14 protein-coding genes are annotated in these 15,268 nt (G+C 67.8%); 7 read left to right on the top strand and 7 right to left on the bottom strand.

The genetic code is table 11. From position 1 onward, the window contains the following. Nucleotides 1-5: 5 nt before the first annotated feature. Genes I6N91_RS09610 through I6N91_RS09600 form a run of 3 tightly spaced genes read right to left on the bottom strand, consistent with a single transcriptional unit; the run spans nt 6 to nt 4,977 of the window. A complete protein-coding gene (locus I6N91_RS09610) occupies nt 6-1,178 on the bottom strand; it encodes an acyl-CoA dehydrogenase family protein (RefSeq protein WP_198812347.1) in 1,173 nt (390 codons plus the stop codon). After that, complete coding sequence (locus tag I6N91_RS09605) at nt 1,175-3,361, bottom strand: biotin carboxylase N-terminal domain-containing protein (RefSeq protein WP_198812346.1); 2,187 nt, start codon at nt 3,359-3,361, stop codon at nt 1,175-1,177. The genes I6N91_RS09610 and I6N91_RS09605 overlap by 4 nt, the downstream gene beginning before the upstream one ends. 11 nt (nt 3,362-3,372) lie before the next feature. Further along, a complete protein-coding gene (locus I6N91_RS09600; RefSeq protein WP_198812345.1) occupies nt 3,373-4,977 on the bottom strand; it encodes a carboxyl transferase domain-containing protein in 1,605 nt (534 codons plus the stop codon). A gap of 115 nt (nt 4,978-5,092) precedes the next feature. On the opposite strand from I6N91_RS09600, the gene I6N91_RS09595 reads away from it, so the two are divergent. Both I6N91_RS09595 and I6N91_RS09590 read left to right on the top strand, forming a co-directional pair. Further along, on the top strand, nt 5,093-5,704 hold the full coding sequence (locus I6N91_RS09595) for a TetR/AcrR family transcriptional regulator (RefSeq protein WP_159615967.1): 612 nt from the start codon (nt 5,093-5,095) through the stop codon (nt 5,702-5,704). A gap of 77 nt (nt 5,705-5,781) precedes the next feature. Then, nucleotides 5,782-6,249: a GNAT family N-acetyltransferase gene (locus tag I6N91_RS09590; RefSeq protein ID WP_198812344.1), complete on the top strand. Its 468-nt coding sequence runs from the start codon at nt 5,782-5,784 to the stop codon at nt 6,247-6,249. 118 nt (nt 6,250-6,367) lie between these two features. Here I6N91_RS09590 and I6N91_RS09585 read toward each other — a convergent pair whose 3' ends face one another. Then, nucleotides 6,368-7,642 (bottom strand): MFS transporter, encoded by a 1,275-nt coding sequence (locus I6N91_RS09585; protein ID WP_307843304.1) that lies wholly within the window; start codon nt 7,640-7,642, stop codon nt 6,368-6,370. Between the two features lie 214 nt (nt 7,643-7,856). Then, entirely contained in the window at nt 7,857-8,414 is a 558-nt protein-coding gene (locus tag I6N91_RS09580; protein WP_198812342.1) for a dihydrofolate reductase family protein, read from the bottom strand. Nucleotides 8,415-8,815: 401 nt separating this feature from the next. Here I6N91_RS09580 and I6N91_RS09575 point away from each other — a divergent pair, with 401 nt between their 5' ends. The 5 genes from I6N91_RS09575 to I6N91_RS09555 all read left to right on the top strand — a co-directional run bounded on the left by I6N91_RS09575 (nt 8,816) and on the right by I6N91_RS09555 (nt 12,503). Continuing rightward, the gene (locus I6N91_RS09575) at nt 8,816-10,129 is read left to right on the top strand and encodes a DUF2252 domain-containing protein (protein WP_198812341.1); all 1,314 of its coding nucleotides are present in this window, start codon (nt 8,816-8,818) and stop codon (nt 10,127-10,129) included. A gap of 86 nt (nt 10,130-10,215) precedes the next feature. Continuing rightward, complete coding sequence (locus I6N91_RS09570; RefSeq protein ID WP_233091677.1) at nt 10,216-10,587, top strand: hypothetical protein; 372 nt, start codon at nt 10,216-10,218, stop codon at nt 10,585-10,587. Between the two features lie 242 nt (nt 10,588-10,829). Further along, a complete protein-coding gene (locus I6N91_RS09565; protein WP_198812340.1) occupies nt 10,830-11,252 on the top strand; it encodes a DUF6098 family protein in 423 nt (140 codons plus the stop codon). A 124-nt stretch (nt 11,253-11,376) separates the two neighbouring features. After that, nucleotides 11,377-11,994: an N-acetyltransferase gene (locus I6N91_RS09560; protein WP_198812339.1), complete on the top strand. Its 618-nt coding sequence runs from the start codon at nt 11,377-11,379 to the stop codon at nt 11,992-11,994. Between the two features lie 179 nt (nt 11,995-12,173). After that, nucleotides 12,174-12,503: a hypothetical protein gene (locus I6N91_RS09555; protein ID WP_198812338.1), complete on the top strand. Its 330-nt coding sequence runs from the start codon at nt 12,174-12,176 to the stop codon at nt 12,501-12,503. 63 nt (nt 12,504-12,566) lie between these two features. Here I6N91_RS09555 and I6N91_RS09550 read toward each other — a convergent pair whose 3' ends face one another. Then, nucleotides 12,567-13,298, bottom strand: coding sequence for a GAF and ANTAR domain-containing protein (locus I6N91_RS09550; protein ID WP_198812337.1), 732 nt, complete (start codon nt 13,296-13,298; stop codon nt 12,567-12,569). Nucleotides 13,299-13,754: 456 nt separating this feature from the next. Beyond that, entirely contained in the window at nt 13,755-15,263 is a 1,509-nt protein-coding gene (locus tag I6N91_RS09545) for a dihydrolipoamide acetyltransferase family protein (RefSeq protein ID WP_198812336.1), read from the bottom strand. Nucleotides 15,264-15,268: the final 5 nt, after the last annotated feature.

Below are 15,268 nucleotides of genomic sequence, written 5' to 3'. Positions count from 1 at the left end.
GCAGGTTACAGGCCCAACTCGCGTGCGATCAGCATGAGCTGAACCTCGGTGGTGCCCTCGCCGATTTCGAGGATCTTCGAATCCCGATAGTGCCGGGAGACGGTGAACTCGTTGATGAAACCGTACCCGCCGAAGATCTGGGTTGCGTCCCTTGCGTTATCCATTGCCGCCTCGCCGGCGACCAGCTTGGCGATGGAGGCCTGTGTCTTGAACGGCTTGCCGGCGAGCATCCGCGACGCGGCGTCGTAGTAGGCAAGGCGTGCAGTGTGCGCCCGGGCCTGCATGCGGGCGATCTTGAACTGGATCGACTGGTAGGAGCCGATGTTGGTGCCGAACGCCTGGCGTTCCTTGGCGTACCGCAGCGACTGCTCAACGCAGCCCTGCGCCGCACCGGTGGCGAGCGCTGCGATGGCGATCCGGCCCTCATCGAGGATCTGCAGGAAGTTCGCGTAGCCGCGCCCGCGGGTGCCCAGCAGGTTTGCCTCGGGAACGCGGACGTCGCGCAGGGTCAGCGGGTGGGTGTCGGAGGCGTTCCAGCCGACCTTGTTGTAGGCCTTCTCGGCGGTGAAACCGGGGGTGTTCGAGGGAACGAGGATCGTCGAAATTTCCTTCTTCACCGACCCGTTGGGGCCCTCGGAGGTGCCAGTCACCGCGGTGACCGTGACCAGGCTCGTGATGTCGGTGCCGGAGTTGGTGATGAACTCCTTGGTGCCGTTGATGACCCATTCGCGGCCGTTCGGGCCGTCCTCGAGCCGTGCGGTGGTGCGGGTGCCGGAGGCGTCGGAGCCGGCCTCGGATTCGGTCAGGCCAAAGCCGCCGAGGGCCTTGCCGGAGGCCAGGGACGGCAGCCAGGTCTGCTTCTGTTCCTCGGTGCCGAACCGGTAAATCGGCATGGCGCCCAGGGAGACACCGGCCTCGAGGGTGATGGCCACGGACTGGTCGACCCGGGCGAGCTGTTCGAGCGCGAGGCACAGCGCGAAGTAGTCGCCACCCATTCCGCCGTATTCCTCGGGGAACGGCAGGCCGAACAGGCCCATGTCCGCCATCTGCTTCACCACGTCGTAGGGGAAGCTGTGCTCCTCGTCGTGCTTGGCGGAAACCGGCGCGACAACCTCGTCGGCGAATTCGCGCACTGTGTCGACGAGGTCCTGGTATTCCTCAGACAGTTCAAAGTTCATCGTGCTGATACTTCCTTCGCTGTTGGTTCCTGCGCTGCTGTTTGCTGCGCTGTTGGTTCCTGCGCTGCTGTTTCCTGACCTGCAGTTTCCTGATCGGCCGCGTCCTGCCCGGCGGAGTCTCCTGCCGGGACGGCCTCCTCGACATGGATGCTTGCGACCACCTGATCGGCCCGCACCAGGTCTCCAGGCTTCAGGGTGAGGTGGACGGTTCCGGCGACGGCGGCCCGGAGCTGGTGCTCCATCTTCATCGCTTCGACGGCCAGGAGCACCTGGCCCTCCTCGACGGCGTCACCGTCGCTGACGGACACCGAGACGACGGTGCCCGGCATGGGGCTTCGCACGAGCGGATCGGCGTTTCCGGCGGCGCGGGCCACCAGCGCGAGCTGGGCCTGCAGGCGGGCGCTGCGGCTGAGCCGGCGCACCGAGACCGACCAGCCGTCCTCCCCCAGCCAGGACACGCCGTCGGCGTGCACCATCGCCACACCGGTGCGCACGCCGTCCACGACGGCGCCACCTGCCGGATCGAGCCGAACGGTGTGGGTTGGCCCACCGTCGACGGCGACCGCGAACGTCCCATCCGGCCCCGCGGAGTCGGCAGGAAGGATCGATACCTCACGGACGTCGTCGGGGCCCACCTCGAGGCTCAGCCGGCGCGGCTGGGGCACGCCCAGCCGGAAGCCGTCCCGGCGCTGCCACGGCGGCAGCTCCGCCGCTGCGGCAGGAGAGCTGCCGGAGCCATCGCCCTGCGGATCGGACGTGAGCATCCCGACGGCGAGGACGGCGAGCTCGGCGTCGGTGACGGTCCGGAAGGCAAGCCCCGGCAGTTTCCGCTCGATCAGCGTGGTGTCGAGCCGGGCGGCCCGGACGTCCTCGTCGCCGATGAGCAGGCGCAGGTATTCGGTGTTGGTGTCGATGCCGAGCACCACTGAGGAGGCGAGGGCGGTATCGAGCCGGTCGAGCGCCTCGGTCCGGTCGGCACCCCACGCGATGACCTTGGAGAGCATCGGATCGTAGGCGGCCGGGATGGTGAGTCCGGGCAGGAGCGAGCTGTCCACCCGGATCCCCTCGCCCGCCGGTTCCTCGAGGCGCAACACAGTGCCAGAGGAGGGAAGGAAGCCTGCCTCGGGATTCTCCGCGTAGACCCGCGCCTCAACGGCGTGGCCGGTGAGGACGACGTCGTCCTGCCCGAAGGCGAGCGCCTCCCCACCGGCGATGCGCACCTGCCACTCGACCAAGTCGACGCCGGTGACGAGTTCGGTCACCGGGTGCTCCACCTGCAGGCGCGTATTCATCTCCATGAAGAAGAACTCGTCCGGCGAGGCATCCGAGACGAGGAATTCGACCGTTCCCGCCCCGGTGTAGTCCACGCTGCGTGCGGCGTTGCAGGCGGCCTCGCCGATGCGTGCGCGGGTCGCCTCGGTGAGCAGGGCCGACGGCGCCTCCTCGATGACCTTTTGGTGGCGGCGCTGCAGGGAGCACTCGCGCTCCCCCAGGTGGATGACGTTCCCGTGCTGGTCGGCCAGCACCTGAACCTCGATGTGGCGCGGCGTGGGGATGAGCCGTTCGAGAAACAGGGTGTCGTCGCCGAACGCGGAGGCGGCAACGCGCCGGGCGGTCAGCAGCACCGCCGGCAGTTCCGCCGGCTCGTACACGGCGTGCATGCCCTTGCCGCCGCCGCCGGCCGAGGGCTTGATGAGCAGCGGGTAGCCAATGTCTCCTGCGGCCTCGATCAGCTGCTCGTCCGTCAGGCCCGGCTCCGCGAGCCCGGGAACGACGGGCACGCCGTGGCCTGCCACGTGATTCTTCGAGCGGATCTTGTCGCCCATGACGTTCAGGGCGTGAACGTCCGGGCCGATGAAGACGATGCCCTCCTCCGCCAGCGCCCGGGCGAACCCGGCGTTCTCGCTGAGGAACCCATAGCCCGGGTGGACCGCTTCGGCTCCGGTCCGCCGGCAGGCGGCGAGGATCGCCTCGGCGCTGAGGTAGCTCTCGGCGGCGGAGGCGGGGCCAATCCGCACGGCGGTGTCGGCCTCCCGGACGTGGCGGGCCCCGGCGTCGGCGTCGCTGTAGACGGCGACGGAACGGATGCCCAGGGAGCGCAGGGTACGGATGACCCGGCAGGCGATCTCGCCGCGGTTGGCAACAAGGACCGTCGAGAACGGCGGCTGGTGGGGAGCAGTCATGGGCAGTTCTCTCACATCCGGAAGAGGCCGAAGGAGGTCTCCGGCAGCGGGGTGCTGGCGCACACGTCAAGGGCGAGGCCGAGCACGGTGCGGGTGTCGGCGGGGTCGATGATGCCGTCGTCCCACAGCCGGGCCGTCGAATAGTAGGGGCTTCCCTGGGCCTCGTACTGCTCCCGGATCGGGGCGGTGAAGGCCGCTTCCTCCTCGGCGCTCCATGCTTCCCCGCGGGCCTCAAGCTGGTCGCGCTTGACCGTGCTGAGCACCGAGGAGGCCTGATTGCCGCCCATGACGGAGATGCGGCTCGCCGGCCACATCCACAGGAAGCGCGGGGAGTAGGCCCGTCCGCACATCGAATAGTTGCCCGCCCCGAAGGAGCCCCCGATCACCACGGTGAGCTTGGGAACCCGGCAGGTGGCCACCGCGGTGACCATCTTGGCCCCGTTCTTGGCGATGCCGCCGGCCTCGGAGTCCCTGCCGACCATGAAGCCGGAGATGTTCTGCAGGAAGATCAGCGGGATGCCGCGCTGGTCGCACAGTTCGATGAAGTGGGCGCCCTTGAGCGCCGACTCGCTGAAGAGCACTCCGTTGTTGGCGACGATCCCGACCTTGTGCCCGTGCAGGGTGGCGAAGCCGGTAACCAGCGTGGTGCCGTAGTCGCGCTTGAACTCGTGGAAGAGGCTTCCGTCGACGAGGCGGGCGATGACCTCGCGGACGTCGTAGGAGGCGTTGACGTCAACCGGCACGGCGCCGTAGAGCTCGTCGGTGTCGACGGCGGGCGGCTGCACCGGAACGGTCTCCTCCGCCGGCCGGTGGACCGGGAGGGTCGAGATGATGTCGCGCACGATCTCCAGGGCGTGGTGGTCGTTCTCCGCGAGGTGGTCGGTGACTCCTGAGACCCGGGAGTGAAGCTCGCCCCCGCCGAGTTCCTCCGCCGTGACGACCTCGCCGATGGCGGCCTTCACCAGCGGCGGCCCGCCCAGGAAGATGGTGCCCTGGTTCCGGACGATCACCGTTTCATCGCTCATGGCGGGGACGTAGGCGCCGCCTGCGGTGCAGGAGCCCATCACGGCGGCGATCTGGGGGATCTTCCGCGCCGACAGGGTGGCCTGGTTGTAGAAGATGCGGCCGAAGTGGTCGCGGTCGGGGAACACCTCGTCCTGCTTCGGCAGGTAGGCCCCGCCCGAGTCGACGAGGTAGACGCACGGCAGGTTGTTCTCGAGCGCAATCTCCTGGGCCCGCAGGTGCTTCTTCACCGTGAGCGGGTAGTAGGTGCCGCCCTTGACCGTCGCGTCATTCGAGATGACCAGCACGTGCCGGCCGTGGACCAGGCCGATGCCCGCGATGACGCCGGCACCCGGGGACTCGTCGCCGTACATGCCGTTGGCCGCCAGCGGTGCGATCTCGAGGAAGGGGCTGCCGTCGTCGAGCAGGAAGTCGATGCGTTCGCGCGGCAGGAGCTTGCCGCGGGCCACGTGGCGTTCCCGGGACCGCGGGGGTCCGCCCAGGGCGGTTTCCGCGAGGCGGCCGCGGAGTTCTGCGGCCAGGCGGCGCTGCGCCTCGTCGTTCTCCAAGAATTCCAGCGAGGTGGTGTCCACCTTCGACGTGAGCGTCTCCATCGACTCTTCCCTCAAACGACTTAAGTTAGTAAGCGCTAACCGAGTTTAGGTTAGTGGCTATTAACCGGCCTGTCCACCACAATAAGAGCACACACACCAACAGGGGGATATTTTCATGGAATCACCGCCCACCGTCGACCGGGTCACGGGCCGCAGCCTGGCCAAGGCCTCGCGGCGCGCCGCCCTCCTGGGCGCGGCCGCCCAGCTTTTCGCCGAGCGCGGGTACAACGGTGTCTCCATTGAGGACCTCGGCGCTGCCGCAGGCGTCAGCGGGCCGGCTGTTTACCGGCACTTCAGCGGCAAGCCCGCAGTGCTCTCGGCGCTGCTGACCGGAGTCAGCGAGGACCTCCTCGACGGCGGCCGCGCCGTCCTGGCCAACTCCGCCGACGCCGACAGCGCTCTGCGCGGACTCATCGAGTTCCAGGTCGATTTCGCCCTCAGCAACGCCAACGTCATCCGCGTCCAGGACCGCGACCTCAGCAGCCTGTCCCGGGAGGACGCCCAAACGGTGAGGTCGCTGCAGCGCCGCTACCTCGAGGTGTGGGTCGAGGCGATGGCCGACCGCACCCCGGGTGCGGACCTCGTGCAGCTGCGCCGGAAGGCCCATGCGGTGTTCGGACTCATCAACTCGACCCCGCACACCACCCAGGGCAGCAGGAGCAGCAGGGATCTCGGCGGCCTGCGTCTCCTCCTGGAGAACATGGCCTGGGCCGCGCTGAACGCCTGAGCCCGGCATCCGCCTGACCCGCAGGTACGCTGGTTCTTTACCGATACCGACAGTGCCTCCTAACCGAAAGTTCCGCCGTGATTGAACTCCGCCCCGTTGAAGCCGCCGACCTGGATAAGTTCTTCACCCACCAGCTGGACCCGAGCGCCAACCACATGGCGGGCTTCGCCGCGAAGAATCCATCGGACCGCGGGGTGTTCGACCACCACTGGCAGGACATCCTCAACAACCCGAAGATCACGGTGCGCACCATCCTCGCGGACGGCGAGGTCGTCGGCAGCATCCTCGCCTACAAGGACGAGGAGACCCCCGAAATCAGCTACTGGGTGGACAAGGCCCGCTGGGGTCAGGGCATCACGACGGCGGCGGTGGGCCAGTTCCTCGCCGAGGTGACCGAACGCCCCCTGCGTGCCCGGGCCGTGGTCGACAACGTCAGCTCGATCCGCATCCTTGAGCGGTGGGGCTTCCAGCGCGTGGGCGAGGCCCAGGGTTTCGCCAACGCCCGCGGCGCCGTGGTCAAGGAACTGATCCTCGAACTGCGCTGAACCGGCCAGAACTGCGCTGAACCGGCCGAGGGCGCTGCGCGGCCGGGGCGGACGGTCCGGCGGGCCGCCGTCCGTCACTGCGGCGCCCACTCAGGCGCCCACGACGTCGTTCCGCGGCTCAGGCGGCTTCGATATCACGCTCCGCGGCCTCAATGGCCGGTTCGGTCACTACCCGCATTCCGAGCAGCAGCACCAGGGACAGGATGCCCATCGAAGCGAACACCGTTGTCAGGCCGAAGTACTGGGCCAGCAGCCCCCCGGCGGCCGCGCCCGCCGGCATCGTGCCCCAGGCCAGCAGGCGGTAGGCGCTGTTGACCCGTCCGAGCAGCCGGTCCGGAGTGATCCGCTGCCGCAGCGAGACCGAAACGACGTTCCAGACGGCGATGGCCACCCCGCCCAGGAAGAAGGCCAGGCCAACGAGCACCGGGTCTGCGGTCACGGCCGGCATGCCGACGAGTGGCACGCTCGCAAGGATCGCCACGGCCAGGGACCGGGAGCGTCCCAACCGCTTCTCAATCCCCTCGGCCACGAGCGAACCAAGGAGGCTTCCGACGGCGATCGAGGTCAGCAGCAGCCCGAATCCGGGCTCCGAAAGCTTCATGGCCGATCCGGGTCCGACGGCGAAGAGCACGAAGACTGTGAACGCCGCACTGGAGGCGAAGTTGAAGCCCCCGACCATTGCCGCGAGCGTGCGCAGCAGCGGCCGGCTCCACAGGAACCGCAGCCCCTCGGCGATGTCGGCACGCATCGAGGAGGATGTCGTCCGCTCCACCCGGAAACTGCCGCGCACGAACAGCAGTGCTCCCACCGCGCAGGCCCACAGGGCCGCCGGGACGGTCAGGGCCAGGGTGGCACCCACGACGACGAGCGCTCCTCCCAGCGGTGGCCCGATGAACTGGTTTGCCGTCAGTTCCACCGCGAAGAGCCGGCCGTTGGCCCGCGAGAGCACCGGCCGGGGCACCACCTGCGGCAGGATCGACTGGGCCGAGGTGTCGTAGGCGGTCTCGGAGCAGCCGATGGCGAACGCCACCAGGTAGAGGGCCCAGATCGGCTCCGCGCCGGACAGCAGGGCGGCGACGAGGGCCAGGAGAAGGGCGGCTCGAGCGGTGTTGGCCGTGAGCATGATCCGACGGCGGTCGCCACGGTCGGCCAGCGCTCCGGCCGGGAGCGCGAAGAGCAGCCACGGCAGCGACAGGGCGATGGCGAGCCCGGCGATCAGCGTCGGGGAATCGGTGAAGCGCAGGGCAATCAGCGGCAGGGCGACCTTGAGGACGCCGTCGGCGAGGTTCGAGAAGCCCGAAGCGGTCCACAGCGTCCAGAACGGGGCCCCGAGCGGCTGCCGTTCGCCATCGGGCACCGGATCCCCGGGAGGGCGCCCTCCATCCTCCACCACGGAATCCCCGTCCTGTCTCCAGCCTGCACGAACTGCCGGCAACGTTTGCCGGCACAGCCTGGGGTCGCTTCGGCCGTTCTCTTCGGCCGTTGGCTCCGACCCGTCGAGAACGGCACCCGCTCCCCAAGGTCCAAGTAAAGCGCTATTCCCTGAAGCGCCGCTTCCGGCGCGCCGCACCAGGCAGCCGGCCGAGGGTCGTGACTTCAGGCCCGGTTCAGCGGGTCCGGTAGCGCGCGTAGATCAGTCCGCTGTCGAAGGCGCGTTCCTCGACCAGGTCGAGATCCAGCCTCACGCCGTCGGGGAAGAACCGCTTGCCGCCCCCGACCACACTCGTGGTGATGAACAGGTGGTACTCGTCCACCAGGCCGGCAGCGATCGCCTGGGCCGCAAGGGTCGGACCGTCGACGCTGAGGTCGGAGTCGGACTCCTCCTTGAGCCTACGCACCTCGTCAGGGTCGAAGGTCCGCTCGATCCGGGTCTTCGCGCTTGACGCCGACTCCAGCGTCGTGGAGTACACGATCTTCTCCGCGGCCTGCCAGTCGCGGGCGTACTGCAGGATGTGCGGAGGCACGTCGGGCAGGGTATGCGCTGTCTCCCAGAACACCATCGTCTCGTACATCCGCCGGCCGTAGAGGAAGGTGCGGACAGGGCGGAAAATGTCACCGATGAAGGTATGCACCTCTTCGACCTCGGCCCCGGCGCCGAGGTCTCCCTCCGCCGCCTCTGCGTAGCCGTCGAGCGAGGTGATCATCGAGTAGATCAGCTTTGCCATGCTTCTCCTTCGGGTACGCGGGGCACTCTGCGCGGTCTGCACGCGGTCTGCGCGCTGTCCGGCCGGGGCGGCCGCTTCACGAGCCGGAACGGACCAGCTGGCCGGTTCCGTCGACCGTCAGATTTCCGACGAAGCGTACCCCGGGCTGCCCGCCCGGCTCCACCAATCCGGCACCTGCCCATCCCGCCCCTGTCAGTCCTCCCCGCCACATCCCCACAGCGCCCGCCGCGTCCGCCATGTCCCCACAGCGCCCGCCGCACGCACAACATCCGCCACGTCCCCACAGCGCCCGCCGCGCACACAACATCCGCCACGTCCCCACAGCGCCCGCCGCACGCACAACATCCGCCACGTCCCTAGAGAGCCCGCCGCACCCGCCGGAGCGAGGGTAGTCTGACTCCATGGTCGACTCCACGCGCCGCCAACAACTCATCATCGACACCCTTGTGGAAGCCCACGAGGCACTGATGGAGGCCGATCCTCACGCTTTCCGTGCCCGGTTCCGGAAGATGGCCGCCGACCCCTACGCGTTCTACCGGGGCAGCGCCGCCCTCTTCTACGCCGATATGGCGGACCTCGACGACCGCTGGGCGGACGAGCGCACCAGCCGTGTGTGGATTCACGGTGACCTGCACGCCGCAAACTTCGGCACCTACATGAGCAATGAAGGACGCCTGACCTTCGACGTCAACGACTTCGACGAGGCCTACGTGGGCCATTTCTCCTGGGACCTCCGCCGCTTCGCTGCGTCCCTTGCCCTGCTGTGCTGGCAGAAGGCCCTGCCCACCCGGGCCGTGCACGACCTCGCCAGGGTCTACCTTCAGGCCTACCTTGACCGGGTGCGCGACTATGTTCGTGCCGAAGACGCCGATTTCGCCTTCGGCCTCGCCAACACCGACGGGGCGATCCGCGCCGTCCTGCAGGAGGCCCGGGCCTCCAAACGAACGGTGCTGCTCGACGCACTGACCCGGATCGAGGATTACGAACGGCACTTCCGCGAGGACGGTTCCATCCGCACGCTTGAGGAGGCCGAGTACCGAAAGGTCGACGCCGCGTTCGAGGAATACCTGACCACCATCCCCGACAGCGAACGGTCCCGACGGCGCGTGTTCTACCGGGTGAAGGGAATCGTCGGCAAGAAGGGCTTCGGCATCGGCAGTGCGGGCCTGCCAGCCTACAACGTCCTCATCGAAGGCTTCGACGAGGCCCAGGAAAACGACATCATCCTCGCCATGAAGCAGTCGAACGTCGCCGCGCCCAGCAGGATCGTCTCCGATGAACGGGTACGCTCCTACTTCATTGACGACGGCCACCGCGCGGTCATCAGCCAGCGCTCACTCCAAACCCACACCGACCCCTTCCTGGGCTACACCACGATCGACGGGGTGTCCTTCGTCGTCGGCGAACTCTCCCCCTACAAGCGGGACCTTGACTGGGAGGACCTGACCGAGCCGTCCCAGATGGAAGCCGTCCTGGCCAGCCTCGGCCAGGCCACCGCCAAGATCCACTGTGCCAGCGACGAGGACAGTGACCACGACCTCGTGCCCTTCCGCATCGAAACTGCGATCATTGAATTGCTTGAGGGCCGTGAGGAGGAGTTCATCGAAGACATCATCGACTTCGCCACCGCCTACGCGGCCGAGGTCCGCCGGGACCATTCACTGTTCGTCGATGCCTTCCGGGAAGGAAAGATCACAGCGGTTCCGGCCACCTGAATCTTCCCCAGCAGAGGGGATATCAACCTATCGCGCGTCGTCCGGCGTCCCATGCCGCCCTTCCGCAGAACCAAGGAGAATCATTGATGACCGTCCAGACCCACACCCCCGGCCGTAAACAGTGGCGCCTCGCCCTGCTCGTGGTTCCGTTCGCCGCACTGCTGGGAGCGTGCGCCCAGGTCGAGGACACAGCCCGGGACGCCGTGTCCTCGGCCGCGACCGCCGCAGCAGGTGAGGTCAAGGAGCAGATCTGCAAAGTGACCGAGGATGGCCTGGTCAGCGCGCAGGACAAGGAACTCCTCGGCGGCCTCATCGCTCCCGCTCGAACCGCCGGCGTACCCGAGAAGATTCTCGCGCCGGCGGATCGGCTGGCCGAGGCCGGCGACGCGGTGCCCGACGACGCCCTGTCCGAACTCCGTGGAGCATGCGGACAGGAACCGGAGCCATCCGCCACCTGACCCGGGTCCCGCGCAGGTCGCATCCGGCCGCTGGGATAGTTGTTGACCGGGCAGGCGCCGTCGAGCATCCTTGAATCTACTAAGCATGCTTAGGACTTCATCGGAGGACCCTCCACCAGCGTCGTGACGGGCACCTGGTGACCGATTGCCGGACACCGGGGCGCCACGCACCCTGGCTCAGTCCGGAGTCGAATGCGGGCCGATCCGGAGTTCCTTTCGATAGGCGGACGCGAAAGGCGGCAATGACAACCACAGCGAAAGAAAACCTCGTGAAGGATCTGGCCGAACTCGAGCGGCTGGTCACGACGGTGGACGGCGTTTGCCTGCGCTACTCGAAAGGGTTCGAGGCCGACTCCGGATCACAGAGCACCGACACCGAAAGCGGGCTGGCACTCCCCGGTCTCTCGGTGAACCCCCTGACACCGGAAGCCTGGTGGACCCGCCCACTTAAAGACTGGCTGGCCCGTCAGATCTGCCAGTACAAGCACCTGAGCGAACGGCGGGACCGCCATGCCTGGATCCTCGCTGGAACCTGTGCCGGCCGCGGACCGGACTGCGAGCCCCTCCTAACCGACATCCGTCCCCTAGGGCGGCTCGATTCAGCCGTCCTGGAGGAGGCAGAGCGCATTTACGAGGAGCGGTTCAGGGCCCGGCAGGGGCCATAGCGGGGCAATTCCGCACGCCCGGGAAATTAATAAGCCCCCTGACCTTTCGCTTTCCGGACTTCCGACCTAGACTGAGGAGACCGGTCGAGCAGGAGGCCTGTGGCCCCTCGACCATGGAGTTCTCATGAACAACGCTCTGCATGTTCATTTCCCCACGTCCGACCTTGACGCCCCTGCCGCACTGTGGGGGCACGTCCCCCAGCCGGTGACTGTGTCCGGCTCGTCCGCAGGCGAAGTCCAGTTCCCCACGGACCTTTCCGCGCTGTCCACCCGGCAGCTGCGCACCATGTGCAACCAGACCTACCAACTCATGGATACCGCGTACCCACCGCTTGAGGTGCGGGAGCGTTACGAGGCCCTCGTCGAGGAGTTGGAAAACAGGGAGCAGACGGCGCAGGCTCCGGTACCGGTGGAGTCGGCGGGCCAGCGGGGGACCTTCCGCGACAACGTGCTGTACTCGCGGTTCGAGCTGTACCGGGACGGCCTGATGGCCGGGTACGTAAAATACGAGCTGCGCGGCGGCGAAGTCCTGCTGATCCAGGCAGTCATTGACCGCCGGTTCCGCTCCATGGGACTCGAGCCCGTGCTGATGCAGGCCGTCCTGATGAACGCCCACCGCCGGCGCCTCGATATTGCACCATACTGCGCCGAATCCCAGGAGTTCCTGCGGGAGAACCCCCAGTTCCTGCGCCTGCTCCTCCCCCATCAGCGCGACCGGTTCCTCGCCGCTGCCGGCGGCTGAGCGGCGTGCCGACCGCTCATTCTTGAGGTAAATCATAGGGTTTCCGCGGGGGCTCCTTGAGGTGTGGGGAACACAATGGGAGAGTACGGAAAGCAGGAGTCCCGAATGACGGGTCAGGGGGCGGCCTTAGGCAGGGGCGCCGGCCGCTTTCGCCGCCGACTCACCCAAGGGACAGACTCATGCAGCACCAGCGCACCTACGAGGCCCTCGAGTGTTCCGGCCTGTCCCTCGGTGAGGTCGTCCAGCACTACCTGAACATGGGCGGCTCGATGGACGAGCTTGAGGTCGATGCGTACCTGCATGGGCTGATTCAGCTCCCCGCTCAGGAGCGCGACTGCATCTCGCAGGCCGTCAATGAACTCATCGACGATATGTTCACGGGCGCGAGCTACCACTGCTGCCGCGCCCCCTACAGCCCTGAACACCGTTCCAACCTGCGCCGGCAGTCACCTCCGGCACCACCTGCAAGGTTGAGGTCCCGGCTGCGACCCACCCGCGTCGACAGCTGATCACCGGCCGCACCCTTCGGCTGCGCCCGCGTGCCACCCGCGTCGACAGCCGACCGTTTGGCCCTACCCTCCGGCTGCCGCCTGCGCGTGACCGTTGCCGTTGCCGTGACCATTGCCGTTCAGCCGGATATCGCCGGTGTCGGCGAGCTGTTCGGCGACCACTTGAAGCTTCGTATTCGTTGTTGAGCTCACGGCCGAGAGCAGCACGAAGGCCTGTGGTGCACTGATCTTGAAGCGTTCCATCAGGATCCCCTTGGCCTGGCCGATCACATCCCGGTTGACGAGGGCCTGATTGAGCTGGCTGATCTCCAGGGCATCGGCAAATGCGACGGCGGCATGGGCAGCGACCAGCTGCCCGATCTGCTCGCTCTCGTCATCAAAAGCGCCAACCTCGGCACCATAGAGATTGAGTGCCCCAAGAGTGTCGCCCTCAACGAACAGCTGGAACGACAACATGCTCCGGGCACCCAGGTCCCAGGCCCGCCGGGCGAATCTGGGCCAGCGGGTTTCGCTGCCCATATCGGGAACCCGGACCATCTGCTCTTCATAGGCGGCATCAAGGCACGGACCCTGACCGGTTTCACTTTGGACTGCGTCGACCCTGCGGGGCAGGTCGCCGGATGCGGCCCGGGACTCCACCGTCCGGCGAGCCCTCACCAGACTGATTGACGCGTGCGCCACCTGGGGGATCAACCGGATCGCCGCCCGCACGATGTCTTCGAGGACAGCCTCGGTGTCCTGCTCCTTCTGCAGCTCGCGCGCGAGCAGGCCCAGCTGATCGGCGAGATCCCCCATGTCGCGCGGCTGGTCCCCCGCCTGGGAATTCGACTCAATCACCGTCCGCCCTCACGTCGCTGCTCCCGTTCTGGTCATCTGCCGCCGCCGACCGGCCCCACGTCCCCGCCCATCTGCGCAGTCGATTGGAGGACGATCCGCGGCGCACCGGTTGCTGCGACGTTGGACATTGGAATTTGAGTGGATCGGGCCACCCGGCGCGCCGCCCGCTCCTGGCGGAGCGTGCACCTCCATGCAGGCGGGGCCGGTGTCCGACCGGTGCCCTTCTGTTGATTTCCCGACTCTACTCCCGCCGTCAACCCGGCCGCCTCGAAAGCCACAGTATTTCCGTGGATTTCAGGCAGCGGCAGGAGCCTACGCCCGCTGATCCCACGCTGGACGATGCGGGGCCGCGCCGGGCCCCTGCGGCAAACCGTCCTGGTGCCCGGGCATCCCGGCGGGGTGCGGCGACAGCCGTCACACCATCGTGAGGACCATCCCCGGGTCGGCCAGGATGGCGCCGATGTCGGCGAGGAACCGCGAACCCTGCTCGCCGTCGACCAGCCGGTGATCGAAGGAGAGGCTCAGGGTCATGACGGACCGCAGTGCGATCTGCCCCTCGTATTCCCAAGGCATGCGGCGGACTGCTCCCATGGCAAGGATCGCCGCTTCCCCGGGGTTGAGGATCGGCGTTCCGGCGTCGATCCCGAAAACACCGATGTTCGTAATGGAGATCGTGCCGCCCGAAAGATCCGCAGGACCCGTCTTGCCGGCGCGTGCCCGCTCGGTGAGGCCCGTCAGCGCTCCAGCCAGATCCATCAGGCTGAGCTCCTGGGCGTCCTTGATATTGGGCACTAGCAGTCCCCGCGGTGTTGCAGCGGCGATGCCGAGGTTCACGTAGTTGAACTGCACAATGTCCCCGGCTGCTTCGTCCCAGCGGGAGTTCAGCGTCGGGTTGCGCCGAAGGGCGATGCACAGCGCCTTCGCGACGATCGTCAGCGGCGTGATCCGCACACCCGCGAACGCCTTCGATTCCTTGACCCGGCCGATGAGTTCCATAGTGGGCGTGACGTCGACGGTCAGGAACTCCGTCACGTGCGGCGCGGTGAAGGCGCTGGCCACCATGGCCGCCGCCGTGTGCTTGCGCATCCCCTTGATCGGTGTGCGGGTCTCCCGGGCAGTGTCCTGTGCCCCGGCCGGTGAGGGGTTGACCGGTGAGGGGATGACCGATGCCGGTGCGACGCTGCCGCCGTTGCCCGCGCCGTCGGATGCGGAAGCCCCCTGCGCGGCTGCCAGGACGTCGTCTCGGGTGATCAGCCCACCGGGCCCGGTTCCCGGAACCCCCTCGAGGCGGATGCCCAGATCGCGAGCCAGCTTCCGCACCGGAGGAGTCGAGCGCGGACGCTCGCCGCTGATCGTTCGGACCGGGGAGGCGGGGAGCGAACCGGCGGATTCGAGGACAGGAGCCACGGGCACGGCCTCGACTGCAGGGCGGGCAGGAACGGCAGGAACGGCCGCGATCATCGGTGCGGATCCGACCCTTTCGGCCAACCCGGGAAGGGCGGACCCTCCGGCCGGATTCAAGCCACCCGAAAGCTGGGACGCGAAGCGCCGGGCACGCCGTTCGGGCCGCCCGCCCTTCTCGACAGCGGCACCGTATCCCACCAGGTTCGGCTCACGTTTGGCGGGGGCTCCGGTGTCCCCGCCGGACGCGGCGCTGCCGATGGACGGCGGCGCTCCGGCGGGCCCGGCCACCTCGAAGGACACCAGCGGCGCGCCGACCTCGACGACGGTGCCGGGCTGTTCGTGAAGCTCGGCGATGACGCCTGCGTAGGGCGAGGGCAGTTCGACGACGGCCTTCGCGGTCTCCACATCGGCAATGATCTGGTTCAGCTCGACGGTGTCCCCCACCGCCACATGCCAGCTGACGATTTCAGATTCCGTGAGGCCTTCGCCCAGGTCCGGAAGCCGGAACTCCTTGATCACGCCTG

It is taken from the genome of Arthrobacter sp. MSA 4-2, assembly GCF_016405885.1.
GTDB lineage: Bacteria > Actinomycetota > Actinomycetes > Actinomycetales > Micrococcaceae > Arthrobacter_D.
Note: the sequence above shows the minus strand (reverse complement) of the source record. Positions and strands in the feature narration are given on the sequence as shown.

Excerpts from the sequence above, each read along its gene's own strand:
- I6N91_RS09555 (WP_198812338.1), top strand. The coding sequence starts at position 12,174 with ATGCAGCACCAGCGCACCTACGAGGCCCTCGAGTGTTCCGGCCTGTCC.
- I6N91_RS09550 (WP_198812337.1), bottom strand. The coding sequence starts at position 13,298 with ATGGGGGATCTCGCCGATCAGCTGGGCCTGCTCGCGCGCGAGCTGCAG.
- I6N91_RS09565 (WP_198812340.1), top strand. The coding sequence starts at position 10,830 with ATGACAACCACAGCGAAAGAAAACCTCGTGAAGGATCTGGCCGAACTC.
- I6N91_RS09605 (WP_198812346.1), bottom strand. The coding sequence starts at position 3,361 with ATGACTGCTCCCCACCAGCCGCCGTTCTCGACGGTCCTTGTTGCCAAC.
- I6N91_RS09580 (WP_198812342.1), bottom strand. The coding sequence starts at position 8,414 with ATGGCAAAGCTGATCTACTCGATGATCACCTCGCTCGACGGCTACGCA.
- I6N91_RS09575 (WP_198812341.1), top strand. The coding sequence starts at position 8,816 with ATGGTCGACTCCACGCGCCGCCAACAACTCATCATCGACACCCTTGTG.
- I6N91_RS09595 (WP_159615967.1), top strand. The coding sequence starts at position 5,093 with ATGGAATCACCGCCCACCGTCGACCGGGTCACGGGCCGCAGCCTGGCC.
- I6N91_RS09610 (WP_198812347.1), bottom strand. The coding sequence starts at position 1,178 with ATGAACTTTGAACTGTCTGAGGAATACCAGGACCTCGTCGACACAGTG.
- I6N91_RS09600 (WP_198812345.1), bottom strand. The coding sequence starts at position 4,977 with ATGGAGACGCTCACGTCGAAGGTGGACACCACCTCGCTGGAATTCTTG.
- I6N91_RS09560 (WP_198812339.1), top strand. The coding sequence starts at position 11,377 with ATGAACAACGCTCTGCATGTTCATTTCCCCACGTCCGACCTTGACGCC.
- I6N91_RS09570 (WP_233091677.1), top strand. The coding sequence starts at position 10,216 with ATGACCGTCCAGACCCACACCCCCGGCCGTAAACAGTGGCGCCTCGCC.